Below are 25,696 nucleotides of genomic sequence, written 5' to 3' on the forward strand. Positions count from 1 at the left end.
CAGCTTGAAGGCCTGCAGACCCTCACCGATACTGCCCCCACTCGGCTGCCCGCTGTGGCGCGCTGAGTACCGTGCGTCTCAGCCTTGTCCGGGCTGTGGACCTACACCACGGGTTGGGACGCGACCATCCTCTCGTGGAGACCACCGTGCCCGAAGCAATACTTCGGTCACCTCGACAGCGTTCGCGACCGCCTTCGCATGAGGCGAGAACAGGCAGTCCACGTCCTTCGTTCGGATCGCGGGGGCTCCATCGCCGGCGAAGTAGTGATAGCCAGCCGCCAGGCTGCCGATGATGATCACCTGCTCCCGCATGCGTGCGGGCAGCGCCCGGGCGACTTCGTCGAGTACCTGTTCTGGCGTCAGCAGGTGCGTCGGCTCGGTCATGAGCTCACCTTGGCGCGCAGTGCCAGCGAGCGCGCAAGGTCCCTGGCCTCGGACTGGTAACCGAGCGCCAGCAGATCGGCCAGGCAATCGAGCGGCGATGCCGCGAGCGCGTCCGGCCGCCAACGAGCGACTTCGGGCGACGGCTGCCGGCCGATGTGCAGGACGACGTCAGCCCTGGCTTTCTCGTCCTCGGCCGGAACCAACGCAGCATCCAGCTTGCGCATGAATCGGATGTCATTGCCCGAAGCGTGAAGATCCAGCCGTGGTGCGTTCGTGATGTCCAGCTGGGGATCGTAGAGCTGCGCACCCAACACACCACCGAGCCTGACCTGCTGAATCGACGCCTTCTCGACCAAGGTCCTCAGTCGCGACGCCGCTTGGGCGGGCGATCGCGCCAGCCCGCTCGGATCGACGAAGCGCAGGATCCTCCGATCGGCGGACTGAGCCTCGGCCAGGCGGCGCCAGGCATCCCACCCCGGCTCTCGCAACATGGTGCCACCCGCCTTCCGCTCGCTCAGGACGCCGAGGTGATCGAGGTCCTCGATCGCCGCGACGGCGGTCGGGTAGCTTGCGCCGGTGTCCTGCCGGATCTTCGCTGTGGACAGCGGTCCCGCCCCGCTCAGCCAGCACTCCACCAGATAGGCCTTCACCACCTGGCGGGACACCCGGCCAGCCCTCGTTTCGGAACCGATGACCTCTCCCAGGAGCGGTTCCAGCTCAGCCACGCCTGGTGGCAACTCCCCGACGAAACGACCATCGTCGGAAGCGGCAGCCAGGAAGATCCGCTGGCCCAGGTCCGTCCTGGCTGCTCCCCGGAAACGCACAAGTTCCTCGCTCAGCCGTTGCCCGGACAGTCTCGTACGTGTCAGAACGCAGAGTGCGTACCTCGCCCCGGTGTCCTCGGCGAGCGCATAGGCCAGCGCCAACAGGGCATCGCGCAGATCACGCACGTTGCTGGTGTGTTTGACCTCGACGAGCACGTCTCCATTCGCGGACGGGTAGCGCGCGTCGTAGAGCCGCTCTGGAAGAAGGTAGCTACTTGACATCGAGTTGCTACCTTATCATTCAGGTAGCTACTCTGCAACGGCCCTGCCAACTCCTTTTGCGCCAAACAACCAGCGTTGACGCCCCTGCCTACCCATATCGCCCGTGGAGCGCGAAATGAGAGGCCTCGAAGCCCGTAACCACACGTTGCAGGAACCTCTGAAGCGACGTAACGTATCCCGCCGTACACAGCCGACCAACCCGTTGATGCCAGCCGATAGAACCGTTTCCGCCAGCTCCGCGTAAGCCCGAGCTCAAGCGGCTGCTCGAAATCGCAGCTTGTAGCGAGCAGCGAATCCAGACGTACCCTCTGGAGAAGTTGCCGTCCATGGCCGCCCGGTGGGCGTCCCGGCGCCGTCGACGGAACCGGCCAGAACACGAGATGCAACCCAGGGAGGGGGCGTGAACCCGAGCCAACTCTTGACCCAGCTGCTGGACTACGTCCTGGAGCAGGACAAGGAAATCGACCCTCGCGGCTATCGGCTGCAGTCGCACAAGGGCTTCATCAAGGCTCGTCCGGACGTGGCGGCCCTTCCCGGCGTCGACTTCGACGTGAAGGTCGACGGCGATCATGTCTGGATGCGCGTCGCCCGCCTCGAGGGTGCGCCGCCGCCCGCCGTCGGGCAGGCGCAGTGGAGAGGCGTCATCACCTGCGCGGACAGCCCGGATGGTCCGGCGCCCTGGATCGACGAGCGGGGCCTCAAGCAGCGCATTGCCGCCGACGCGCACTCGAAGCCGCACGAGCCGTTCACGGACATCGACGCCCGGTGGCGCGATGCCGCCCAGGCCGCCCTGGCCATCTACGCGCCCCTGTGGACCGCCTGGGCCGAAGGCGAGAAGCCCAGGCGCAAGACGATCGCGCTCTACGGCGACCTCTTCGCCATCAAGCATCAGCTCGATGCCGAGGAGACAGCCAACCCGCAGGAGCTCGTCTGGGGCCTCGGCGTCACGGCCTGGCAGCTGGACTACGCGGAGCGCACCGGCACCACCAAAGTCGACTTCCAGTACCCGCTGCTGACCCAGTCGATCGAGCTGGCGCTGGACGCCACGACGCTCGCCATCGAGCTGCGCCCGCGGGCGGTGGACCCGAGGTTCGAGTTCGATGCCTTCGCGGCCTGCTCGTTTCCGGCGACGCCGGAAGTCGAGCGCGCCGCGCGCGAAGCACTCGCGCGATCGGGCGACCGTCCCATCACGCCCTTCGATCCTGGCAGCTACGAGCACTACCTCAAGCTCATCGCCGGCAACCTACACGAGAAGGGCCGCTTCGCGCCTGGGCAGCAATCCTTCCCGACGCCCAGCGCCGACCTGGTGGTCACGGACGCTTGGGTCATCCTCGCCCGGCCACGTTCCAAGAACTACCTGCACGAGGACATCGAGCGCCTGAAGGACCGGATCGCCGGCGGTTGCGACATTCCGCTGGGTCCCATGGCACTGGTGACGCCGCCGTCGGACGAGAAGCTGTCGTTCGAGCCGGTCCGGTTCAGGGGCCTCTGTGGCACCACCGGCACGCTGGGTGGCGGCAGCGACGGCGGCCCCATTCGGGAGCTCTTCTTCCCGCTGCCGTACAACCACGAGCAGGTGACGATCGTCGAGCAGCTCGAGCGCTCGCAAGGGGTGGCCGTCCAGGGTCCCCCGGGCACGGGCAAGACGCACACCATCGCCAACATCGTCTGCCATTTCCTGGCCACCGGCCGCAAGGTCCTGGTCACCTCAAAGGGCGAGCAGGCGCTCGAGGTGCTGCAATCGAAGATCCCGAAGGAGGTGCAGCCCCTCACCGTTGCCCTGCTGGCCGGCGACCGCGAAGGGCTGAGGCAGTTCCAGGCCTCCATCGAGGCCATCATCCACAACGTCTCGCAGCTGAACCCGGACGTCGTCCGGGAGCAGATCGGCACGCTTCACAGCGCGATCGACCGAGCGCACATGGAGTTGTCGGCCATCGATGCGCGCGTGGATACGATCGCCCAGACGCAGCTCGCCGACGTCGAGGTCGACGGCGTGCCCATGCGCGCGCAGAAGATGGCCGAGCTCGTGGTCCGGGGGGAAGAGCAGCACGCCTGGTTCGATGACGCCCTGACCCTGACGCCGCAGCATGCGCCGCCGCTCACGAGCGACGAGGCGGCCAACCTTCGACAAGCGCGCCGGCGCCTCGGCAGGGACCTCGTGTATGTGACGAATCGCGTGCCCGCGAGCGTCGGCTTGCTGCCGGCCGCAGAGGTCGGCCAGTTGCACCAGGCCCTGACCGCCATGCGCGCGATCGAGGCCAGCGAAGCCCGCGGCGGACTGCCCGCGCTGCGCGCCGCCACGCGAGAAGTGCTCGAGGAGGCAAGGCTCCTGCTCGCATCGATCGAGGAAGCGATGGCGCTGGCTGCCGAGCTGGAGGAGTCGGAAGAGATCTGGACGGAAACGCTGAGGCGCAAGTGCGTCCAGCCATCGTTCCAGGCAGAGCGCGCCGCCCTGGAGGCGCTGTTCGACGAGGCCGCACAGCTGGTCCAGGCCCGGGCGGCGTTCCTGAAGCGACCGGTCGAGGTGCCCGCAGAGGCACTCGGCCACGCCAAGGTCCGCGAGGCCCTCGAGCGGGGCGCGCAGACGGGCAAGCCGTTCGGGCTGCTCGCCTTCGGTGCCGGTGCCGCCAAGGAGTACGTGGAAGCCATTCGAGTGTCGGGCCTCGCACCGGCGGGCGCGGAGGACTGGGGCCATGTACTGCAGTACGCGAACCTGCACGCCAAAGTCCTGTCCTTCAGCGTGCGCTGGAACGAGTTCGCACCGCTGCTCTCGCTGCCCCAGGTGCAGGGCAGCGTCGTGGCGCTGCGCGCCATCGAACAGGTCTCGATCCTTGCGAAAAAGGCGCACCGGCTCGCCACTAAGTTCGATGCCCGGCACCCCGCCCTCGCCGAGCGTGTCTTCGCCAAGCAGCCGGTGCAGCACTTGAAGGGCACCTCCGGGCAGTTGGGCGAGGTGCGCGAGCACCTGCGCAGCCACCTCACCCGCGCCGACCTCGCTCGTGCAGCGACCTCGCTGGCGACGCTGCAGGAGAAGCTCGCCGGCACGGGCGGGCCCGCCTCGGTGGCGCTTCGCCAGTTCATCGAGGAGGAACTCGGCAGCAGCCGTTTCACCGAGGAGCGCATCGTTGCGCGCTACGCGGAACTCGTCAGCGAGGTGCGGCGCGTCGAGTCGCTCTCGAACGAGTTGTCATTGGTCGAGTCCCTCTCCACGCGCGTCGAGTCCGCGGGCGGCCAGCGCCTGGCGGCACGCCTGCGGACCCTTGCGGTGGGCTCGTCAGGCGATGACGCGGCGCTACCGACAGCCTGGCGCGACGCCTGGAACTGGGCTCGGATCAAGAGCCACCTCGATGCCATCGAGGCCAGGGACGAACTGAGAACGCTTGCAGCGCGGCGCCGCGACCTCGAGGCCGGTCTCTCGCGCCTCTACGAGGACCTGGTGTCCAAGTCGGCCTGGCTGCAGACAAAGCTGGGAGCGTCACCCCTGGTCCTGTCGGCGCTCGAGACCTACCGCACGGCGGTACGACGCATCGGCCAGGGGACAGGGCCCAATGCCACCCGGCATCGCCGCGACGCACAACGAGCGATGAACAATGCGCAAGGCGCGGTGCCGTGCTGGGTGATGAGCCATGCCAAGGTGTCGGAGACGCTGCCCTCGCAGCTCGGCTGCTTCGACCTGGTCATCGTCGATGAAGCAAGCCAGTCGGACCTGTGGGCACTGCCTGCCGTCCTGCGCGGCAAGAAGATCCTCGTGGTCGGTGACGACAAGCAGGTGTCCCCCGATGGCGCGTTCATCTCCGCCGTGCGCATCCAGGAACTGAAGGACCGCTTCCTAAGCGACCAGCCCTTCTCGACAGTGCTCACGCCCGAGAAGTCGCTCTATGACGTCGCCTCGACGGTCTTCGCGGCGCAGAAGGTGATGCTTCGCGAGCACTTCCGATGCGTGCCGCCCATCATCGCGTACAGCAACAAGTTCTACGACGGGTTCATCCAGCCGCTGCGCATCCCCAAGGCATCCGAGCGCCTCGATCCGCCTCTCGTCGACATCCACGTCGCCGGCGGGCATCGCGGAGTCAAGGACGAGAACCGGCTCGAGGCGCAAGCCATCGTCGAGGAGATCGAGGCGCTGCTCGCCGATCCGAGGTACGCCGGGCGCACGATCGGAGTCGTGTCCCTGCTGGGACCGGACCAGGCCAGGCACATCGATACCCTGGTGCGCTCGCGCGTCGATGCCATGGAGTTGATGCGGCGTCGGTTCGACTGCGGCGATGCCCGGCTCTTCCAGGGCAGCGAGCGCGACATCATGTTCCTGTCCATGGTGGCGGATCCGACCAACTGCCGCGCGCTGTCCGGCAACACGTTCGAGCAGCGGTTCAACGTCGCTGCCAGCCGAGCCCGGGATCGCATGTACCTGGTGCGCTCGGTCCAGTTGTCGGACTTGTCGACGGCCGACCTGCGCCGCGGGCTCCTGGCGCACTTCACCAAGCCCCAGGACGGCAGCGTCGGGGAAGTCCGCAGCCTCGTCGACGAATGCGAATCCGGCTTCGAGCGCGACGTCTACATGCAGCTGTTCCAGCGCGGGTATCGCGTGATCCCCCAGGTCAAGGCTGGCTCGTTCCGCATCGACATGGTCGTCGAAGGTGCCAACGATGCGCGTCTCGCACTGGAGTGCGACGGGGACGAGTTCCACGGTCCCGACCGCTGGGCCGCCGACATGAGCCGCCAGCGGGTGCTGGAGAGAGCGGGCTGGACCTTCTGGCGATGCTTCGCCTCCACCTGGGCGATGCGCAAGGAGGAGGTCCTGCGCGACCTGCTGGACCGCCTGACCGCGATGGGCATCGAGCCGCTCGGCGCGGTCGAGCGCATCCCGTCGCTGGTCGAGCACCGCCAGTGGGGTGTCAAACCGACCAGGGACGAGGCGAACGACGCCACCGTGGCGGCACTGGAAGCTGCCATTGCGGCAGCGAAGTGACGCCAGGCGCTGGACGAACAAGCACGAGCGGCGTCGGTCGACGCCACCAGGGAAGGACTCATGGGACTTTCGTTCTCGAAGAGCGTCAAGCTGGGCGGCGTCCGCTTCAACTTCAGCGGCTCAGGCATCGGGATCTCGGCGGGCATCCCTGGCCTGCGCATCGGCGCGGGCCCAAGAGGGGCGTACATCAGCGGCGGATTCGCGGGCTTCCGCTATCGCCAGAGCTTGGGCGGCAGGAGGCGCGTTCGAGCAGCGCCGTCCGCACGCCCCTCCTCCGCTCCTGTGCCGGCCGTCGTCACCACGGTGCCCGACCCAAACATCGTTGCGTCAGTCGACCACGACACCAAGAACGTGCTGGAGCTGGAGGACTGCACCGGCGATGCGCTGCTGAAGTCGATGAACGAGCAGCGGCGCAAGTCCGCCCTGTGGCCGCTTGCGCTCTTCATGCTCGGCCTGCTGCTGCTTGTTCTGCTGCAGGCCGGTTGGTCCCCATCCGCCTATCTGGGCATCGCGGCAATCTTCGCGGGCATCGTGATGTGGGTGCGCTGGCGCGACAGGATGCGCAAGCTCACGGTGCTGTTCTACGAGCCGGACTCGCATACGAACGAGCTGTATTCCGAACTCTCGACAGCGCTACGGCAGGCCGCGGCCGCCAAGAAACTACGCTCGGTGGCGAGCACCTCCCGGTACGGCGACACCAAGTACTCAGCGGGAGCCACCCAGGGCCTCAAGTTCGAGAACGCCGTCCTGACGCTCGGGCAGGCACCCGGCGTCGTGGCGAACGTCGACGTCCCCATCCTTCGCGCCAGCAGGACGACACTCGCCTTCTATCCCGACCGGGTGCTCGCATTCCAGGGCAATGCCGTCGGCGGCATCACGTACCAGCGCCTCCAGGCCGAGAGTTCATTCGTCCGCTTCATCGAGCATGAAGCCGTCCCCTCGGACGCCCGCGTGATCGACCGCACGTGGCAGTACGTCAACAAGAAGGGCGGGCCTGACAGGCGGTTCAAGAACAACCGCGAGCTTCCCGTCTGCGCCTACAACCAGTTCAACCTGTCGACGCCCGATGGCCTCGATGTTCGCTTCCTCGGTTCCAAGGAAGGTGGATTCGATGCCTTGGCCGCCGCGCTGGACCAGGTGCGACGATCTGCCACGTGACTCAGCCAGCCAGGGCGGGGAAGCGCCTGTCACGTCGGCATGCACCAACTGGGCGTGCATTCCGTTCAGTTCGCTCTGCGCCGGGCGTGCCATCCACCGAGTCGTGGTTGTGCAGCGCGTCCTCGACTGCACAATCGCCTCGCCAACCACGGAGCCTGCCCATGCGCATCTCGTCCATCGTCGCCGCAGCCACGCTCGTCCTCGCCGCCTCGCCCACCTGGGCCGCAGAGACCACCTGCAAGGGGCAGGCGGAGGCGAAGAAGCTCTCCGGGGCAGCGAAGACGTCCTTCCTGAAGAAGTGCGAACGAGATGCTGCGGCTACGTGCGAAGCCACCGCGAAGGAAAAGAAGCTGTCGGGTGCCGCCAAGAACTCTTCGGTCAAGAAGTGCACGAAGGACGCCGTCGGCGCCTGATGCCGCGCCGGCTCCGCTCCGTCCTGTTCCTGGCGTTCGTCGCATCGGCGAGCGCCCTTCCCGCCGACCGCTCGCGCACCTTGCGCGCCGAGTTCCAGCGGCTGCATCCCTGCCCAAGCACCGGGGCGACCCACGGCCCCTGCCCGGGGTACCACGTGGACCACATCGAGGCGCTCGTATGCGGCGGCCGCGACGAACTCCGCAACCTCCAATGGCTTGCGATCGGCCTGCACAAGGAAAAGACGCGTGCCGAGGTCAAGCTCTGTCGAGCCCGGTAGCCTCGGCGCTCCAGCGGAACCGCGTGCGCCTGACTGGCGGGAAGCAAGGCCTCGGTTGGAGGAAATGCAATTCGATGCCCTGAGCCGGCTCGCCTGGTGCACCGTCGCTCGACCGCTCGGCCGCACACCGGCTCAATCCAATGAGCCTGTGAACTGAGCGGTCGGGCCGGCACGATCCGACCCGAAGCCCGTCCCGCTCGCCGAAGCCGCGACTGCGCCGGCCCGGAGCGCACTGTGCCGCAACGTGGCAATCCCCCTTGAGTGGGAACGTCCGTGGTTCCCCCGGGGGGCCTCCTACGCGGCGCTGCCGTCGATCAGGTAGGCGCTGCGGTCCTTCACCCCTGCGATCCAGGCCGGCGGCTTGCCGCGGCCCGTCCAGGTCTTGCCGGTTTCGGCATCGCGGTACTTCGCCACCCCGACCGTGGACGCCTTGGCCGCCTTGCCACGCGGCGTGCGCTTGCGCCCCGGAGTCGGCGGCGATGACGCCGGCGAGGCCGACCCGTCGATGAGAAACGCGGTGCGGTCCTTGGCGTCCTTGATCCACAGCGGCGGCTTGCCACGACCGGTCCACGTCTGGCCCGAATCCGGATCCCGATACTTCGGGACGCCCGTCCGGATCTTCCCGCTCGCAGGCGGCGCCTTCGCCGGCGCGCTGGCCTTGGCCGTCGACGCGGTCAGTCCGAGATCGGCCGCCGTAAGGCCATAGACATTGATGGCTTCCCTGATCCGCGCAATGACGCCGGATACCTCGGCCTTGCGCAACGACTCGGCCCGCGCCTGCAGTCGCGCGATTTCGGCGGTGATCTCACTGTAGGTCTGCTTCATCGAAGTCCTTGGATGCCGAATTGGAAAGATGGCGATTCTGCACCACCGGACTGACGAGCTGTCCAATGCACTGTCGGAGGCTCCACAGGTATCGGCGTTCGTCCCATTTCTCGTGGAGGTACCGGCGCTTCGAAATGGCGCCTTCCAGACCGGCTTTCCAGGCATTGCTTCGAACTCCAGCCGACCGATCCCCTGTGTCATGTCATCAGAACGGGGGAGCCGCTCCGATGGACTGCTGTGCATGATCGGAAGGCGCATCTGGCGGACGCTTGGGCCGCCCATGCCGGCGCGCCTGCCCAACATGGTCTTGCGCTCATCCGTCAACACCCATTCCGGAGAAGTGGCATGTCCATCAGGAGATCCCTGGTCGCGACTGTGGTCAGCCTCTGCGTCAGTGGCCAATCGATGGCGGCTGGCTTCGAGCGTCTCGAAGTTTCCGAAGACCGGATCGCTTCCTACGAACTAAGCAGTGCCGAGCGCATAGCCGGCATGACCGTCGAGGCGCTCAAGAGGGAGGCCGAGAGGCGTGCAACTGTCACCGAGGGATCGTTCCCCGGTCGTTCTACCGGATGGTTGTGGCCCTTCGACAGCAAAGTGGACATCCACTACCGCATGTTCGAGAACCCGCAGGAATCTGTCGGCGGCATCGTGATCGTCAGCGGCCGCACCGAGGGCCTGGCGCTCTACTACGAGACGATCGGGGATCTGCTGGCGAACGGGTGGTCCGTCTACATCCACGACCATCGCGGACAGGGTTTCTCCTCAAGGCTGCTCGACGGCAAGGAAAACGAGTCGCGTGGCTATGTCGACGACTTCGACTACTACGTCGACGACCTGCGCTCCTTCACTGACCGCGTCGTCGGCAAGCGCAGCGGCAACGCGCGTCCGCTCTTCATCATGGCCCATTCGATGGGCGGTGCGATCACGTCACTGCTGCTGCAGAAGCAGGCCGGACCCTACAAGGCGGTGGCCCTCGTCACACCCATGCACGAGCCGTGGGCGGCGGGCGAGAGTCAGGAGCCTCTCAACAAGGTGGCGGACAAGTACTGCGACGACATCGCCTACCCCTTTACCTTCAACGTACCCTTCGTCTCGGCCAGCTTTGCCGAAGGCGGCGACTTCGATGTGCAGGCAAAGGCCTCCGCCGCCGCGGGCCCGGACAAGTTCAGCATCACCCAGGACCCCAGGCGCCTTGCGCTAAATTGGCAGGCTCGGTCGGCGCCCTGCGCTGGAGCGCATTGCGGGCACGGGAACGCCAAGGTCGGCGGAGCCACCAAGCGTTGGTTCAATCAGGCCTGCGCCGCCTCCCGCGAAGCGCGCGGCAGTGCAGCGTCGGGGATCCAGATTCCTGTGCTGTTACTGCAGGGCGGGGACGACAGGATCGTCAAGCCGGAACGGCAGGTCGAGTTCTGCGATAACGTCAACCGCGGCAAGCCTGCCCCCAACTGCAAGGGCTACGTCGTTGAAGGTGGCCGCCACGCGCTCCTGATCGAGGACGACCGGTACCGGAAGCCGGTACTCGTCAAGCTGCAGGACTTCTTCAAGTGCGTCGGCACCGGAAGGACGGATTGCCATTAAATCGCGTCCTTCGCGACCGCAGGCCCGGCGCCAAGCCGATGCGGCGGCGGCGAACCCGAGGCAACCGGGGGCGTCTGCGTGTTCACCGCCACGCCGCGGCCCGCGACGAACTGCGTCTCGGTCCTGGTCGTGGACGAACTCATCTGGTACGCGGACGCACTGATCAAGGCGCACTGGGCCGTGGATCAGATTATCGCGAGCGTCGCTACAGCGGTCGAGCCAAAGAGCATTCCGAACATGATGTCCCCCCGAGTGGTTGGCTGACCGCTAGCTTCAAGTCGACACGGCGTCTCTCCAAGTGTTGGCTTTGCGAATGAGATCTCTGCCCCCGCGAGTCAGTAGTTGGCGCAAACGCCCCTGAATTTCCATCACCAATTTCCAAGTGGTACGCAAGCTCGCAAACGGCGCGCCCCGCGAGCGACGCCGGCGACTATCCCGAGTCGGCAAACCGGAGCGACCGCAAGCGAAGTCCATGGCCGGCCCGGTCGATCGTCCGGGCATCCATCGGACGGATGAGGATGCGCGCCGCGCTTTGCGGAATGATCACGGCACACAACGGCTGGAGGGGGCGATGAGCGAGCGGATGTCCGATGCGACCTCGACGAGCAGGTCCTGCGGCCCCACCCTTCGGACAGTAGCCTTCATGCCGGTGCTGCTCGCGTCCCTCGCCGCCGCCCAGACCCCCGGCCACTACACGGGACTGGCAGAAGCCTCGGCCGCCGCCGCGCTCGACGCGGAGCACATGGTCGTCGCCGAGGACGAGTGCAACACTCTCCTGGTCTACAAGTTCGGCCAGCCGTCGCCGGTCGGCAAGCCGATCGAGCTCGACCTGGGCACTGGAGGCAAGGCCTCGGACCTGGAAGGAGCGGCGCGCGTCGGGGATCTCATCTACTGGATCTCCTCCCACAGCCAGACGAAGTCCGGCAAGGCGAACGAGTGGCGACACCGCTTCTTCGCAACCCGTGTCGACAGGTCGACGTCGCCGCCGACGGTCACCCCATTCGGGAAGCCGCACGCCGGGCTGATGAAGGCCGCGGCCGACGACAAGAACCTGGCAGGCCTGAATCTCGCGGACGCTGCTGCGAAACTGCCCGAAGAACCCGGAGGCCTGAACATCGAAGGTCTCGCCGCCTGGGGGAACGATGGACTGCTCATCGGCTTCAGGAGCCCGCTGCGCAGCGGCGACAAGGCGGTGCTGGTGCCCCTCGAGAACCCATCGGCCGTCCTCGCGGGCGAGGCACCGAGGTTCGCGCCCCCGCTGCTGCTCGACCTGGACAAGCGCGGCATTCGCAGCATCGACCGCGTGGGCGACCACTACGTCATCGTCGCCGGCCCGACCGCCAACGTCGGTTCCTTCGACCTCTATCGCTGGTCAGGCAACGCGAACGACAAGCCCGTCCTCCTGCCTGGATCCCTGCCCGCCGGCCATGCCTTCGAGGCGCTGGTCGCGATCCCCGGGACCCGGGACAGGAAGCTGGTGCTGCTGAGCGACGACGGCGTCGACGACGGCATCAAGTGCGGCAAGTCGGGCAAGGCCGCGCAGAAGTTCCGGTCCATGCATCTCGAGCTGAAGTAGCCGGTCGCAGCGCGCCGGTCCGACGCATCGGCCGGTCGCGGATCTCTTTTGCCCTGCCGGTGGCGCCCCGGGACAGGTCGCCGACGTATCCCAGAGAGGAGTCATGATGCCAGGAGCCAGGGACATCGAATGGTTCAAGGTCCAGCTGGGACCGCAGATCGTGCCGGCGCTCGCGGGAACACCGCTGACGCTCGACTTCATGGCCGCGCTGGCCTGCCAGGAGACCGGGGAAGTCTGGCCCACGCTTCGCAAGAATGGGATGACCGTGCCGCAGGTCCTGGCGCTGTGCGTCGGCGATACGCTCGACTCGGACAAGGGGCGCAAGGCCTTCCCGCGGACCAAGGCCGACCTGGTGGCGGCGCCGCAGGGCGACCGGATGTTCGAGATCGCACGCCAGGCGCTGGTCGACATGGCCAAGTCCATCCCGGCCTACGCGGGCGCGGCAGCCAGGCCGAACAAGTTCTGCCATGGCTTTGGGCTGTTCCAGCGCGACCTGCAGTTCTTCCAGGTCGATCCCGGCTTCTTCCTGGACAGGACCTACGAGACGCTGGAAGGCACGCTCGCCGAGGCCCTGAAGGAACTGAAGCGATGCCTCAAGAAGCTCGGCTTCGACACCCGGCCCTCGCTCGACGACCTCGAGCTCGCCGCCGTGGGCATCGTCTACAACACGGGTGGCTTCAAGCCGGAGAAGGGCCTCAAGCAAGGTCATCACAACGGGAGCCAGTTCTACGGCGAGGCACTCTTCGACTTCCTGAGGCTGGCCCACACGGTCGCGGCGCCAGGTGCGTCGCCAGAAGTGCCGCCGCCCGCCAACGGCGAAGCGGCCGTGCTGCCGCCGTCGATCGTGACCAGCGCGGGCGCGGCGATGTGCGTGCGCGTCGCCGAGGGCATGCTGCGCCTGCGCAGCGAGCCGAGGATCTCCGAGCCGTCCCAGGCCAACGTCATCGGCCACCTGCCCGACGGCCATCCCGTCCGGGTGCTCGGCGCGCCGACGACAAGGCGCTTCGTGGAGGTCGAGACCAGCCTGAACGGCGCGCTGCTGCACGGCTTCGCTTCGCAGAAGTTCCTGGAGCCGGTCGCGGACGCGTCCGGCGCCATCGAGGTGCTGGTGCCCATCACGAAGCCTGCGACCGCGGGCATCAAGGCGGTGCATGCGCCGACCAGGCCCGGCGTCATCGCGCGGCGCAAGACCATCGCGACGGCGCTGTCCCTCAACGAGCCGAACCAGCCCGCGCGCAGCGGTGCCACGGCCGACGAGCTGCGGGCATCGATCGCCCGCGTCATCGAGTGGCTCGACGTCGAGAATCCGATGCACGCCCGCTACCAGCCGAGGGACGGCCTGACCTTCTGCAACATCTACGCGCACGACTTCTGCCACCTCGCGGGCGCCTACCTGCCGCGGGTCTGGTGGACGGACAAGGCGCTCGTCGCACTGGCCAAGGGCGAGACGGTCGAGCCGAGGCTCGGCGCGACGATCGGCGAGGTGGTGGCAAACGAACTCTTCGCCTGGCTGCGCGACTTCGGTCTCGAGTTCGGCTGGCGCCAGACCGGCACCTTGACCAAGCTGCAGACCGAGGTGAACCAGGGTGCCATCGGCGTCATCGTGGCGAGACGCAAGGAAGGCAAGCGCCCCGGCCACATCGCCATGGTCGTTCCGGAGACGGACTCCGACACCGCCAAGCGAGACGGCAGCGGCGATGTCACCGCGCCGCTGCAGAGCCAGGCCGGGGCCAGCAACTTCCGGCGGGGAACGGGCAGGAAGAACTGGTGGCTCGGCGAGGAGTTCGCGGAGTTCGCGTTCTGGCTGCACGCCTGACAAACTCGCGATGTGAGCGGCCCGCGCCGGCCCCAAGGGGCCGGCGGGCCTAGATAAGACCGGCGCTCAGCCCGCGATGAGCGGGATCGGGCTGTTCTCCTGGCCCGGCAGCACCGCGCAGGCCACGAACCCCGGCGGCACGGCTCGGCCGCAGAACTGGGCCATGGCAGCAGCGAAGGTCGCGAACGGCCACGACACCATCTCGGAGTTGCCGACCAGCGTCTGGCTGGCCACCGAGAAGCGGGCCAGCGCATCGGTGATGGCGCGCAGCGGCACACGGGCGGCGGCCTCGCTCTGTGCCAGCTGCGTCGGGTCGACGGCTTCGAGCGCACTGCGCAATGAGTGGCACTGTGCCTGCAGCTCGACGATCGCGTTCAGCAGCACGGACAGCCTGAACATCGTGCCGAGCATGCGGTGCAGCTCCGACCCGTCGATCATGAGCCGCGCATCGAGGCCGAGCCGCTCGTAGACCGAGCTGGACATGTTGCTCGGACGCGCGCTCCAGCGCGACGGGAACCGCCCGAAGCAGGCGATGTGCCGCGCCATCTCGTCATCGAACTGGCCGTCCACCCTTGCGGCGAGGTCCCGCAGCAAGGCACTCGGCGGCACGTCCCATACCTCGCCGAACTCCGCGTCGAGCGCGCGCATCCCGAAGCGCACGATGGCGCGCCGCAGGTCGTCCGGCGCGGTATCCAGGAACCGTCGGAACTCGTCGCCCTGGAGCGTCATGGGCAGCAGGAATGCGACATTGCGCCGGAAGTGCTTGTCGTCCATCGACTGGCCGTCCGGCCCCTTCAGCAAGGCGCGGATGTCCAGCGTGCCGCTGCCGCCTGCCACGCGCGCGAGCGCGCGCTGCATGCCTTCGAACAGCTCCGCGGTCATGTCCCGGCCCTTGGCGGAGTACGCGCCGTTGAACGCGAACTCGATCGCTGCAGGACCGGAGGCATTCGCCCGTACGACCGACAGGACCATCTTCGCGTGCCGCTCGGTCCAGTAGCTGGCCGCGTCGGCCTGCACCGTGCTCTTGCCGCTGGCCAGCACGTTGCCGGCGAGATCGGCCTGCAGTTGCAACTCGGACGTCTTGACGACCTTGTTGTCGATCGTGAACCCGAAGAGGTTGATCGACGTCGACGCGGTGCTGACGCGCTTGGACGCACGCAGCAGCCAGCCCTCCGGCTCGCCGTGGATCGCGCCGCTGCGACGGGCCGACTCGACCAGCACGACCAGGTCGTCGAGACGGCCGCTCCACAGCGCCTGGAAGAGGCGCTCCGCGGCACCCAGGTCGTCCGCAGGGACGAAGGTCGCTCGGAAGAAGGTCTGGTTGAGCCGGGTGTCCTCGAGCGTCCCGGCGAGCGTCAGCGCGATCTTGGCGCGCTGGGCATCGCCCAGGACGTCGAGCACGCGCTTGCGTAGCTTCGCGTACTCGGCCAGGCCGCGCGTGATCGCATCGGCGGCCTGCGTTTCCGAGATCTTCGCAGCGACGTCCTGGAGCTCGGCCTGGATCTTGTCGCCGAGCGCGGCGAGCGGCTCGAGCAGCTTGGTGGCTGCGGCCAAAGTCTTGTCCTTGATATCGCCCTCGATCTTGGCGACCGCGCCCTCGAACTTCTTCTTCGCGCCGGCGATCTGTGCATCGGCCAGTTGGTCGAGCTTCGTGCGCAGGTCCGCGGCGATCGGCAGGCCGCCGAAGGCGCGTTCGAGCCAGCGATCGATCAGCGCACTGGCGTTGCCCGCGATCGAGGCGAACTTGCCGCCGAGCTTGTCGATCTCGTCCACCAGCGGCGCAGCGATGCGATCGGCCAGCGACTTGGCCAGCGCCTTCTGGTCGCCGAACCCGGCGGTAAGCAGGACGAGGTCCTTCGCCTTCGAATCGCCGAGGAGCTTCTCCAGCGCCGCACGGACCTCGTCACGAATCGCCGTGCCGGGCTGGGTGAGCAGGGCGAGCGAGTCCTCCACCTTGTCCGGGTCGGGCAGTTGGCTGCGCAGGAAGCGATCGGCCGACGCCGCGAGTGCAGTGGCGTCGATCCCCGCGGAAAGCGACAGCGCAAGAGACTTCGATGAGGACTTCGAACGCTCCAGCCTGACCTCGACGCCGAAGCGCTTGGTCCCATCGGGTCGCGTGCCGGCCTCCTTGACGATGCAGCGCAGGCGGAACAGGCCTTCGATGCCGAACCTGGCGCTCCCGGAGATGCCCAGCGAATAGGACAGCTTCGCCCTCTCGCCGTCGAAGCCCCAGGTCCAGCCCGACTTGACGATCGAGGTGCTGGCGGAGAACGAGACGCCGAGGCTGCCGACGAGCTCGGCAGTGGATCCCCAGTACTCGAAGTCCCCCGCGCGCTCGAGCTGCTTCTCGAGGCTCATCGGCGGCACCATGAATGGCACGGCCTCGAGCAGCGCCTGGCCGAGGCGCCTGTGATTGGCGCCGGCGATGTACCACTCGAGGGCCGCCTTTGCGGACGCCTGCGCGCCGGCCTTCAGGGACCAGATCCCGGCGCTGGCGCCGCCCGACGCGCCCGCGCCGAGCTCGCCGTTGACTGCATAGCGCACGATCTGGTGGCCGTCGCGCGGCGCGAGGCCGAGGGTGGACAGCTGCTCGTCGTCCAGCACGTCGGCGATGATCGCCAACGAGGCCTTGGTGTTCAGCGTCCAGGTCCAGTCGCCGGCCTTCGCAACGTGGTTGGCCTCTGGAGCGATCAGCGACAGGTCCAGGCCGTCGCCGTCGGCGCGCAAGTCCGCCAACGGCAACGCCAGCGGCTTCCATTTCCTGGCCTTGTCGGAGTCGTCGAACGCCTGCAGCAGCGCGCCATTGAGCTTCGACTTGGCTGCGTCGAGCGCTTCAGGGTCCGTGCCGCCGGACAGCTTGCTGTCGACGAATGCCTTCACCGCATCGCCGGCAGCGACCTCCAGGAACTTGTTCGCCATTTGAATCGACTCCCCCAGTGATGAATGCAGGGCACCCGCCCTGCCGCGCGCGAGTATCGATCGCAGCCCCTGCCGAGGAATCAATCAAGGAGGGGAGGCGCGGCGTCCAATGCGCCGACTCGATTCATTGAACCTTCGCGACTCCTGGACGCTGCGATACCGCGTCAGGAACGACTGGTCAAGCACCGCATTCATGATGACCGGCACCGACGTCCGAATTAGCCTCAGCGGCTCAAGGGGCCAAGTCCAGGAACACGCAGGGAGCCGGCATGCCCATCTACGACCAGCGCGTGGTCGCTCGAATCCTCTTCGCGGAGACCTCGGATCTCACCGCGGACCCGGATGCCCCGGACGAGCTCGCCAAGATTCGCGCTGTCATGGCGTGGATGATCAGGAGGTCCGATCGCGGGATTGGCTACGGCGCCCCGGTCGACCCGGGCAGTGCAGTGACGGACACGCCCGACCAACTCGCTGCCTGGCAGGCGTGCCAGCAAGCCGCAGCCAATCCCGCCGCGCCGCCCAGCTTCGGCCCGCGTGAGCCGGATGTCGCGTTCCTGACGGCCGACAGACCGACGATGATCCAGGGGCTGGTCCAGGAACACCCCTGGCTCACCTCCACGGCGCTGGAGCCAGTAGGGAAAGCGCAGCGCCACGGCAATCCGATCCAGCCGTGGGGGTCGCGCAAGGTGCTTCGCGATCGGGGCGCTATCCGGATGGGCGCCCGGCGGTCGTCACGACGCCTGAGCCAGGCTATCGCAAGCCGTATTTCGGCGCAGCTGCTTTCGTGGCCGTACTGGCCGCGCTGCTTCTTTCCGCATGGCTGCCGAACTACCTGCGGGAACAAGCCCAGGTGCCCAGGATGGAGCACGAGCGTGCCGTCGCCGCAGCTGACTCGGCCGCCAAGGCCGTCGCGGAGAAACCGGATGACCGAGCGCTTGCCACGCGCAGTGCCGCGGCCCTGGAGGCGGTCAAGAAGACGAAGGCGGCGCTCGACAAGGCGCAGCCGCCGTCCCTGCTACCTGCGTGGGCCTTGGCACTTGCCGCCCTCAGCTCCCTGCTGGCCGTCATCGCCTATGGCTTGGACCGGCAACCCCTGGGCTTCCTCGTCGATGAGCGAGGACGAATGAGCCTCTCCCGGCTGCAGCTCGTGGCATGGTCCGTCCTCATCCTCTCGGGATACTGGACGGTGTCGGCCTGGAACATCGGCATCGCGCATGCGGGGCTCGCCGCAACTGGCGACCAGGTGCTACCGACGATGTCGCGCGACCTGTGGCTGCTGCTGGGCATCGTGTTCGCCTCGCCGCTGGCCAGCAGCCTGATCCTGAAGTCCAAGACCGAGCAAGGCCCGGCCAAGCAGGACGGCCAGAGCGACAAGCCCGGCCCGACCTACGTCGAGAGCCAGGAGGTGACCAACATCGGGCCGGTGGACGCTCGCACCACCCAGCGAGCCTGGAGCTTCATGGACCTGTTCGTCGGGGAGTACACCGGCAACAGGACGGCGGTCGACGTGTCGCGCCTGCAGCAGTTCATCTTCACGCTGCTCGCCTTGATCGCGTACGCCGTACTGCTATGGCAGATGCTCGAGGTTCGCAAGTCCAGCACGATGCTGCCCTCCATGCCTGATCTCCAGGAGAACGCGGTCGCCCTCCTCGGGCTCAGCCATGCCGCCTACCTCGCCGCGAAAGGCATACAGAAGTAGCGTCCCGGGCTGCCTGCCCGCGGAACTCGCTCGCGACGCCGCCAGCTGCATGCGGCGGCGCACTCTGGATCCCTAACGCCACACGTTCTCGGACAATCGCCGGCAAAGGTGCAGCGGCATCCCCCGCTGCCGCTGCCGCAATAGCACGGGAACTTCGCAGGAGGCTCCTCCGACTGCAGGGCGTAGTCGGTCGTCAGCTCTTCCATGGGACGATGGCGCGCCGGGTCTGGAGACGGACTTCCAGCTCGTCCCGCGTCGTCCGGTACTCGATGGCCTGGCAGTTGGGCTCGCACAGGCGATCGAGGTGCCGCATGCAGTTGCCACCGGGCGCGCCTTCGATGAACGACCCGTCGGACAAGCGAACGCACCGGACCACGCGTGATGCACTGAAGACGCCGCATCCGACCACGGCGGACATCCCACTGGCAAGGCGAGCGGCCGAAGCTGCTGTCCGCGCGAACACCAAGCCGAGCATGAGCCTGCGCGATGCCGAGGCGCGCGTGGCCGGCGCCCGCCTCACCCAGGAGCGCTACGACGCCGCCAGGGCGCCGCGGAAGCGGTTGGACGCTCGTCACGAGCCGGACCGCGACCACGCTGGTTCCGGCCGCCATCAGCCCTCTTGATGCTCGGCCAACACCGCGCGCGTGAGGACCGCCGGCAGCCGGGACAGCACGGCAATCCGGTTCTGCGTCAGTCAACGCCGCCTGGACGCTCGCCCGCGGCGTCGAATTGCACGGCCAAAGCCTCTGGAGATGTTTCTTCCGGTAATCTAGAGCGTCATGCCGGTCGACGCCTCCCAACTCGCGCCCCTGCCCTGGGTCACGAAGACCGTTGTTTTCGCCGACGTGGTCGAGTCGGTGCGCCTGTACGCGCACCACGAGGACCTGCAGATCGCCCGCCTGCGCGGCCTCTTCCACTTGCTGGAGGACCGCGTCGTCGCCGGGCATGGCGGCACCGTGCTGGAACGGCGCGGCGACGCATTGCTGGCAGCCTTCGACGACCCACGCCAGGCGGTCGCGGCGGCCTACGGGATGCACCGCGCTGCCGCCGACATCGCCTCCGCCGGAGACTTGCCCCAGGACCCCATCTGGCTGCGCATCGGCCTGCACCTGGCGGACCTGATGTTCGAGTCGGGCGCCGCCTACGGCCAGGGCCTGAACATCGCCTCCCGCCTCGCGACGATGGCGTCGCCGGGGCAGGTCATCGTCAGCGAGGCCGTGCGCGACCACCTCATCGAGCCGCTCGACGGCGAGCTTCACGACCTCGGTCCCTGCCACCTGCGCCACCTGCCGCATCCGGTGCGCGCCTTCCGCATCGAACCCGCGCCCACGAGCCTGCCGCTGCCAGCCGACGTGCAGGCCCCGGCAACGGCCGCGCTGCCGCGGCCGGAGCCGATCCGCGTGCGGCTGGCGATCCTCCCGCTCGTGCCGGCCGACCAGGGCTCGGTACTGCCTCCGCTCGCGGACGTGCTGCTGGACCAGTGGATCGCCGCCCTGTCGAGCAGCCCGATGCTGCAGGTCACCTCGCGCCAGTCCAGCGTGGCGTTCAAGAACCGAGCAATGCAGCCTCGCGCGGCCGGACGCCACCTGCAGGCCGACTTCGTACTCGCCGGCACGGCGGGCATCGGATACGAGGCGATGCGCGCACAGCTGTCGCTCATCCACGTCGATAGCGGCGACAGTGTCTGGGAGGACGAAGTCTGGGTGCACGAGGACGGCATCGTGGACCTGACCCACCCGGCCGTCGCGGGCATCGCCGAACAGGTGGTGCAGGCGCTGCTGGTCACCGAGTGGCAGCTCGCGCGCGGACGCCCTCTGCCCAACCTCGCGCTCCACACCCTCCACCTGGCCGCGGTGAACCAGCTGCACCGGTTCGGGCGCCAGGAGTTCGAGCGTGCGCACGAGATGCTGCAGGCCCTGCGCGACCGCGTGCCGCGCCACGCCACGCCGCTGGCATGGCTCGCGCGCTGGCATGTGTTCCGCATCGTCCAGGGCTGGTCCGACGATCGCGCGAAGGACAGCGCCGATGCCCTCGAATACGCAAACCGCGCGCTCGTCATCGAGCCCGACTCGTCCCTCGCCCTAGTGATGGCCGGATCGGTTCAGGCCGGCGTGCAACTGGACATGGACGCGGCCCGTTCCTACTATGACCAGGCCCTGGCTCGCAACCCGAGCGAGCCGCTGGCCTGGCTGCTGAAGGGAGTGGCACATGGTTTCCTGGGCGAAGGCGAGCAGGCTTTGCTAGCCAGCGAGAGGTCGCTGCAGCTGTCGCCGCTGGACCCCTTGCGCTACTACTACCACTCCCTCAGCTCTGCCGCGGCCATGGGCGCCCGCCGCTACGAGCGCGCGGTCGATCTGGCACAGCACGCGATCCGTGCCAACTGCATGCACGGGTCGGCCTATCGCACGCTGGCCATCGCGCAGTCGATGCTGGGCCAGCCTGCCGAGGCGCGCGTGACGGTGCAGCGGCTGCTCGCGATCGAGCCCGGCTCGAACGTGAGGCAGTTCGTGGCCCGCGCTGCAGTCGACAGCGCACAGAACCGACGGTTCGCGCAGGCACTGGCCGACGCCGGGCTGCCGCCAGGCTGACGTTCGGGCGGTCCGCGAGGGACCGGCACAAGGCTTCGAGGAGGAAGACATGTCCGGCTACACCATGCTGCAGGGCTCTCAAGGCTCCCAGGGCTCTCAAGGTTCCCAGGGGTCGCAGGGATCACAGGGCTCGCAGGGGTCATGGTCACCGCACTTCGGCGGGCAAGGCGCATCGCCGGCAGCCACGCTGGGCCCCGGTGCCGATCCGGGGGTCAGCTTCGCGCTCACCTCCAGCCGCGAGGAACTGGTGGCGCCGCGCGTCGCCGCACCATGGGACCCGCCGCGCCCGGTGGCCCTGCCGGAGATCGGCGAAGCAAGAAACTCCGACGCATGGGCCGACGACATCCGGGTGGAGAACTGCATCACCGAGTTCATGCAGTCGGTCTCGATGCGGGTCACGGCGCAGGGCGTCTTCGAACTGCGTCATCTGGCGCTCCAGGGCGACACGGCGACGTTCTCGCCCATCGCCGAGCTCAGCCGACCGCCGATCGAACTGTTCAAGGCGCAGACGCAGCTGGTCTTCGACATGAGCGACCTGCGCAACGAACGGCTGGCCGAGATCACCACCCAGATCGGCATCCCGATGCAGTTCTGGGCATCCATCACCGACCTCAACCTCGCCGACAAGCGGCGCACGCTGGAACTGCTGGGCGTCGGCCTGCTCGTGCTGTCGCACGTGAACCAGTTCGCCAAGCATGCGTTCGCCCAGCCGCGGCCGACGGCCTTCTCGCCGAGTATCCAGCCGATGATCAACCCGCGCCGGTTCGGCGCCTTCCCCTGCGGCCACGCGGCCGAGGCGTTCCTGGTGGCGCGCCTGCTGCAGGAGCTGAGCGGCCAGACCAGCGTCGCGAACACCGCGAACGGTCCGCGCGAAGGCGCGCTCTACACCCAGCTTCAACGGCTGGCCAAGCGCATCTCCGACAACCGGGTCGTGGCCGGCGTGCACTTCCCCATCGACAACGTGGCCGGCCGCATGATGGGCGTCACGCTGGCCGAGTACCTGCTGGCGCGATGCGGCGCGAGGAGCGACTACCAGCCGCGGGTCTTCGTCGGCGCCGCAACGATGGCCAAGGATCCGACCACGAAGGAACCTACGCCACTCCCGGAGCTGATGCGCGACTTCGATCGCCATACACCGATGGACCTGGCCGACCCCAAGCTGGGCGGCGCCGACCTGCCCGCGTACTTCAAGCCCGCCAAGGGGAAGCCGCCGACTCCCGTCACGCTCGAGTCGTCATCGCTGTTCGGCAAGCTGAAGGACGAAGACCAGTCCGCCCAGCCCATGTCGCTGCTGAGGCATGCCTGGCGGAAAGCGCTCGCGGAGTGGAAGGACTGGCCTGCACCTGCACCTGCACCTGCACCTGCACCTGCACCTGCACCTGCACCTGCACCTGCACCTGCACCTGCACCTGCACCTGCACCTGCACCTGCACCTGCACCCGCACCCAAGCCCCGGGCAAAGGGCGCTGCCAAGAGGCCCCGTTGACATGAAACCCAGGGATCCCTACCTCGCCTGGACGCGTGCCACCGGATGGCGTCGCCTCCGGCCGGGCGGCCGATGGCCGGCCGAGCTCACGTTCGTCGTGGAGCGCGCAAAGAAGAGCACGTGGGACGACATGCGCCAGTACTTGGCAGGCAAGAAGATCAACGGCACCATCGCCGCCGCCTACGACTTGCCACTTGCCACTGGCCACGCTGCCCGCTTCGCCACCCTGAGGCTGGCGACCCGGCCAACCGACCTCCCGGTGGACGTCGACAAGCGGGTGCGCAAGATCGCCGGCTGCAAGCACGTCGCTCGCCTGCAACTGGGCTACCCGCGCGGCGCAGCCGTGGCCCAGGCGAGCGCGCCCCCTGGCCAGCAGGAAGGCGACCCCGAGAATGCCGAGGTCGTGCTTGGCGTGATCGACGACGGCTGCCCCTTCGGCCACCCCGCCCTGCTGGACGGCAAGGGGAATCCGCGCATCGCCGCCGTCTGGCAGCAGACGACGCGGGACCCGGCAAGCCATCCATGGAAACTTCCCGCGGACTTTCCGTATGGACGCGTGCTGGATCGCGACTCGATGGAAGCCCTGATCTGGCAGTCGTGTCGCTTCGGCGAGGTCGACGAGCGCCTGCTCTACGAGCTGGCCTACACGGTGCAGGACCATGCCGACGGCCAACCCTGCGTCGCGGCGTCGTGGCCCAAGCCATCGCGCGCGATGCTGACGCGGGCATCGCACGGCGCGGGAGTTATCGGGCTGGCGGCCGCCCCGGTGCGCGCTGCCTACTCGCTGCAGGACGAGGAGACGCGCTGCCATCGGCCCCACGGCGAGGACGCCACCCAGGCCGCCCATGAGCCTGCCGCCAACTGTCCAATCCTCTGCGTCGACCTGCCGCGAGAGCAGGTGGAGATCTCTTCAGGCCGCTGGATGCCGGTGCAGGCCCTCGACGGTATCCGCTTCATCATCGGCGAGGCACGTCGCCGGTTCAGAAGGGCCGACGGCTCCAAGGTGCCCGTCGTCGTGAACCTGTCCTCCGGCGCCAGCGCGGGCGCACATGCCGGCCAGGCGATGCTCGAGCGGGCGATGGACGAGTTGCTGGAGGCCGACGATCGCCTGGCGATCACCCTGGCCGCCGGCAACAGCCGCGAGACGGACGCGCATGCACAGCTGGAGGTGCCCGCGGCGGGCGTGGCCGAGGTCGGCCTGTTCGTGCCGGCGTCGCACCCCTTCGACACCTGCGTGGAGTTCTGGCTGCCACAGGGCACCGACCTGCGCGACGTGAAGATCACGGTGACCGAGCCAGGCCTTGGCACGCTCACCGTCCACGGCAAACATTCGGAGAGTCTGCTCAAGGACCGCGGCGGCGCGGTCATGGCAGCGCTGTTCCTGTATCCGTCCGTCGTGCAGGCGACTGATCGAACGATGGCCATGCTCGCGATCGCAGGCACCACCGTGACGAGCTCGCGCACCGGGATCCCTCGCAGCGGCCCGTGGACGGTTCGGGTCAAGAACCGCTCCAAGGGGGAACTGGTTGTCCGGGCCTGGGTGGAGCGCGACGAGGTGGTCTTCGGCAAGCGTCGCGATCAGGTCGCCCGGTTCTTCAGCCTCGAGCCGGCACGCCCGGTGGCCGGCCACGAGCGGCCGCATGCGCCGCCGCTCCAGCTCTCCGACACGCTGAGCAACATCGCCACCGGCCGGCTGACGTTCCCGGTGGCAGCCTTCCGCGGCCGCGCCGTAGCGCACGAAGTCAACGGCCATCAGGTACCGGCCGGGCCGGTGTGCGGCTACAGCGGCCAGCCAAGGGACCCGGCCGGAACGGCGGGTCGCCAGTACCTGCCGTTCGCGGCGGTTGCAGACGCCGGAAGGAGCCATCCAGGCATTCGGGTGATGGGCAATCGCGGCGACACCCTGCGCCGGATGAACGGCACCAGCGCTTCGGCCCCGCAGGCGGCGCGCTTCCTGGCCAACGAGATGGCGAGAGGCCTTACGCGAACGGAGATCGTCGAAGGCCTGTCGCCGGAGCCGGCCCCGGTGACCAGCCACGCCCCGCCCCCAGGTCCGCCGCAGGCAGGCAAGGTCGGGCACCCCAATGCGCCGGCACCGGCGCCAGCCCCTGCGGCCACCCCGGACGCTGCAGACGGACGCCTGCGCCTGTCGGGCGGGCTCAGGCCGAAGAAGCAGGTGGCATCGGCCCGGAAGAACAGCGCAGTGCGCGATCCGACCGCGGCCGTCGCAACCTGACATTCGGCGACGAGGAGCGCTCGCCGGCCCCAGACACAGCGCCGCGCACAGTACAGGCCCCAGCCGCAAGCCCCGGCCCGCACCGACGCTTGATCGTGGCATCGCCACTGGTGGCCCACTCTTCCATGGCGCGCCGGCGCATACTGGCCAGGCTACCTGCGGCCATCGCGACCGCAAAGCCTTCGCCGGCGACCTCGCGTCGCCTCGAAGTCCAGCCCCGCTGGCGTCGCAGTCGTGACCTGCCTTCCGGAACGAACGCTGCAATCCCGAGCGATTGCCGCGCTCTCGGATCGACCTGGCGAGACCAGCCGATGCGCCTGGCTCGTCCCGGTCGCAGAAGTCAGTCGTCCCGGTCACCGTCGAGGTGATCGGACCCAGCGCTTCGCCACTCGCGAAGCAGCCCGCCCGGGGAACCCGCGTTTCCCGGTCGGGAGGCGCGTTCCCCTTCAAGCTCGAAGGAGGATCGCGTGAGTCACTTCATCCCGAGGAAGAGCGGCGCAGCGGTCGGCATGCTGCTCGGCGGGACAGGGCGCGCCCCTGCTCCGACGGGCGTGCATGCCATCGTGCCGATGCTGCTCCAGGCGTGGCCTGATGCCGGGTCGGATGCCACGACCGGTGGATCCGCCGCGGACCTGGCGACGCAGCTTCGCGACGCCTTGGTGCCATCGACGGCTGCAGTCCATTCGGACCACGGGCGGTCGGCGCCAGCACGAGAAGCACCGAAG

17 protein-coding genes are annotated in these 25,696 nt (G+C 68.2%); 13 read left to right on the forward strand and 4 right to left on the reverse strand.

Annotation, left to right across the window (positions count from 1 at the left end; translation table 11 throughout):
• Nucleotides 1-78: 78 nt before the first annotated feature.
• Nucleotides 79-384, reverse strand: coding sequence for a hypothetical protein (locus tag P1K89_RS31445; protein ID WP_284620511.1), 306 nt, complete (start codon nt 382-384; stop codon nt 79-81).
• Nucleotides 381-1,430: a hypothetical protein gene (locus tag P1K89_RS31450; protein ID WP_284620512.1), complete on the reverse strand. Its 1,050-nt coding sequence runs from the start codon at nt 1,428-1,430 to the stop codon at nt 381-383. Before P1K89_RS31450 ends, P1K89_RS31445 begins: the two co-directional genes overlap by 4 nt.
• A 418-nt stretch (nt 1,431-1,848) precedes the next feature.
• On the opposite strand from P1K89_RS31450, the gene P1K89_RS31455 reads away from it, so the two are divergent.
• The 4 genes from P1K89_RS31455 to P1K89_RS31470 all read left to right on the forward strand — a co-directional run bounded on the left by P1K89_RS31455 (nt 1,849) and on the right by P1K89_RS31470 (nt 8,248).
• The gene (locus tag P1K89_RS31455) at nt 1,849-6,399 is read left to right on the forward strand and encodes a PDDEXK-like endonuclease domain-containing protein (protein ID WP_284620513.1); all 4,551 of its coding nucleotides are present in this window, start codon (nt 1,849-1,851) and stop codon (nt 6,397-6,399) included.
• Nucleotides 6,400-6,459: 60 nt separating this feature from the next.
• Complete coding sequence (locus P1K89_RS31460) at nt 6,460-7,557, forward strand: DUF4236 domain-containing protein (protein WP_284620514.1); 1,098 nt, start codon at nt 6,460-6,462, stop codon at nt 7,555-7,557.
• A gap of 161 nt (nt 7,558-7,718) precedes the next feature.
• Nucleotides 7,719-7,970 (forward strand): hypothetical protein, encoded by a 252-nt coding sequence (locus P1K89_RS31465; RefSeq protein ID WP_284620515.1) that lies wholly within the window; start codon nt 7,719-7,721, stop codon nt 7,968-7,970.
• Nucleotides 7,970-8,248 (forward strand): HNH endonuclease signature motif containing protein, encoded by a 279-nt coding sequence (locus P1K89_RS31470; protein ID WP_284620516.1) that lies wholly within the window; start codon nt 7,970-7,972, stop codon nt 8,246-8,248. The genes P1K89_RS31465 and P1K89_RS31470 overlap by 1 nt, the downstream gene beginning before the upstream one ends.
• 294 nt (nt 8,249-8,542) lie before the next feature.
• Here the strand turns inward: P1K89_RS31470 and P1K89_RS31475 are convergent, their stop codons facing one another.
• Nucleotides 8,543-9,073, reverse strand: a complete 531-nt coding sequence (locus P1K89_RS31475) for an H-NS family nucleoid-associated regulatory protein (RefSeq protein ID WP_284620517.1) — start codon at nt 9,071-9,073, stop codon at nt 8,543-8,545.
• Nucleotides 9,074-9,418: 345 nt separating this feature from the next.
• Between P1K89_RS31475 and P1K89_RS31480 the strand changes: the two genes are divergently transcribed.
• The 4 genes from P1K89_RS31480 (at nt 9,419) to P1K89_RS31495 (ending at nt 14,043) form a co-directional block, all read left to right on the forward strand.
• Nucleotides 9,419-10,651, forward strand: coding sequence for an alpha/beta fold hydrolase (locus P1K89_RS31480; RefSeq protein WP_284620518.1), 1,233 nt, complete (start codon nt 9,419-9,421; stop codon nt 10,649-10,651).
• A 78-nt stretch (nt 10,652-10,729) separates the two neighbouring features.
• Nucleotides 10,730-10,915 (forward strand): hypothetical protein, encoded by a 186-nt coding sequence (locus P1K89_RS31485; RefSeq protein WP_284620519.1) that lies wholly within the window; start codon nt 10,730-10,732, stop codon nt 10,913-10,915.
• A gap of 208 nt (nt 10,916-11,123) precedes the next feature.
• Entirely contained in the window at nt 11,124-12,227 is a 1,104-nt protein-coding gene (locus P1K89_RS31490; protein WP_284620520.1) for a DUF3616 domain-containing protein, read from the forward strand.
• Between the two features lie 160 nt (nt 12,228-12,387).
• Nucleotides 12,388-14,043 (forward strand): SH3 domain-containing protein, encoded by a 1,656-nt coding sequence (locus P1K89_RS31495; RefSeq protein ID WP_284620521.1) that lies wholly within the window; start codon nt 12,388-12,390, stop codon nt 14,041-14,043.
• 66 nt (nt 14,044-14,109) lie between these two features.
• Here the strand turns inward: P1K89_RS31495 and P1K89_RS31500 are convergent, their stop codons facing one another.
• Entirely contained in the window at nt 14,110-17,046 is a 2,937-nt protein-coding gene (locus tag P1K89_RS31500) for an AAA family ATPase (RefSeq protein ID WP_284620522.1), read from the reverse strand.
• Nucleotides 17,047-17,632: 586 nt separating this feature from the next.
• On the opposite strand from P1K89_RS31500, the gene P1K89_RS31505 reads away from it, so the two are divergent.
• The 5 genes from P1K89_RS31505 to P1K89_RS31525 all read left to right on the forward strand — a co-directional run bounded on the left by P1K89_RS31505 (nt 17,633) and on the right by P1K89_RS31525 (nt 24,971).
• Nucleotides 17,633-18,661, forward strand: a complete 1,029-nt coding sequence (locus P1K89_RS31505) for a hypothetical protein (protein ID WP_284620523.1) — start codon at nt 17,633-17,635, stop codon at nt 18,659-18,661.
• A gap of 338 nt (nt 18,662-18,999) precedes the next feature.
• A complete protein-coding gene (locus tag P1K89_RS31510; protein ID WP_284620524.1) occupies nt 19,000-19,284 on the forward strand; it encodes a hypothetical protein in 285 nt (94 codons plus the stop codon).
• 156 nt (nt 19,285-19,440) lie between these two features.
• A complete protein-coding gene (locus P1K89_RS31515; protein ID WP_284620525.1) occupies nt 19,441-21,249 on the forward strand; it encodes an adenylate/guanylate cyclase domain-containing protein in 1,809 nt (602 codons plus the stop codon).
• A 49-nt stretch (nt 21,250-21,298) separates the two neighbouring features.
• The gene (locus tag P1K89_RS31520; protein ID WP_284620526.1) at nt 21,299-22,735 is read left to right on the forward strand and encodes a phosphatase PAP2 family protein; all 1,437 of its coding nucleotides are present in this window, start codon (nt 21,299-21,301) and stop codon (nt 22,733-22,735) included.
• A gap of 1 nt (nt 22,736) precedes the next feature.
• On the forward strand, nt 22,737-24,971 hold the full coding sequence (locus P1K89_RS31525) for a S8/S53 family peptidase (protein ID WP_284620527.1): 2,235 nt from the start codon (nt 22,737-22,739) through the stop codon (nt 24,969-24,971).
• The last annotated feature ends 725 nt before the right edge of the window (nt 24,972-25,696 follow it).

Origin of the sequence: Aquabacterium humicola (assembly GCF_030167915.1) — a bacterium.
Taxonomy (GTDB): domain Bacteria; phylum Pseudomonadota; class Gammaproteobacteria; order Burkholderiales; family Burkholderiaceae_C; genus Pseudaquabacterium; species Pseudaquabacterium humicola.

Excerpts from the sequence above, each read along its gene's own strand:
- P1K89_RS31445 (WP_284620511.1), bottom strand. The coding sequence starts at position 384 with ATGACCGAGCCGACGCACCTGCTGACGCCAGAACAGGTACTCGACGAA.
- P1K89_RS31450 (WP_284620512.1), bottom strand. The coding sequence starts at position 1,430 with ATGTCAAGTAGCTACCTTCTTCCAGAGCGGCTCTACGACGCGCGCTAC.
- P1K89_RS31460 (WP_284620514.1), top strand. The coding sequence starts at position 6,460 with ATGGGACTTTCGTTCTCGAAGAGCGTCAAGCTGGGCGGCGTCCGCTTC.
- P1K89_RS31465 (WP_284620515.1), top strand. The coding sequence starts at position 7,719 with ATGCGCATCTCGTCCATCGTCGCCGCAGCCACGCTCGTCCTCGCCGCC.
- P1K89_RS31470 (WP_284620516.1), top strand. The coding sequence starts at position 7,970 with ATGCCGCGCCGGCTCCGCTCCGTCCTGTTCCTGGCGTTCGTCGCATCG.
- P1K89_RS31475 (WP_284620517.1), bottom strand. The coding sequence starts at position 9,073 with ATGAAGCAGACCTACAGTGAGATCACCGCCGAAATCGCGCGACTGCAG.
- P1K89_RS31480 (WP_284620518.1), top strand. The coding sequence starts at position 9,419 with ATGTCCATCAGGAGATCCCTGGTCGCGACTGTGGTCAGCCTCTGCGTC.
- P1K89_RS31490 (WP_284620520.1), top strand. The coding sequence starts at position 11,124 with ATGGCCGGCCCGGTCGATCGTCCGGGCATCCATCGGACGGATGAGGAT.
- P1K89_RS31510 (WP_284620524.1), top strand. The coding sequence starts at position 19,000 with ATGAACGACCCGTCGGACAAGCGAACGCACCGGACCACGCGTGATGCA.
- P1K89_RS31515 (WP_284620525.1), top strand. The coding sequence starts at position 19,441 with ATGCCGGTCGACGCCTCCCAACTCGCGCCCCTGCCCTGGGTCACGAAG.
- P1K89_RS31520 (WP_284620526.1), top strand. The coding sequence starts at position 21,299 with ATGTCCGGCTACACCATGCTGCAGGGCTCTCAAGGCTCCCAGGGCTCT.
- P1K89_RS31525 (WP_284620527.1), top strand. The coding sequence starts at position 22,737 with ATGAAACCCAGGGATCCCTACCTCGCCTGGACGCGTGCCACCGGATGG.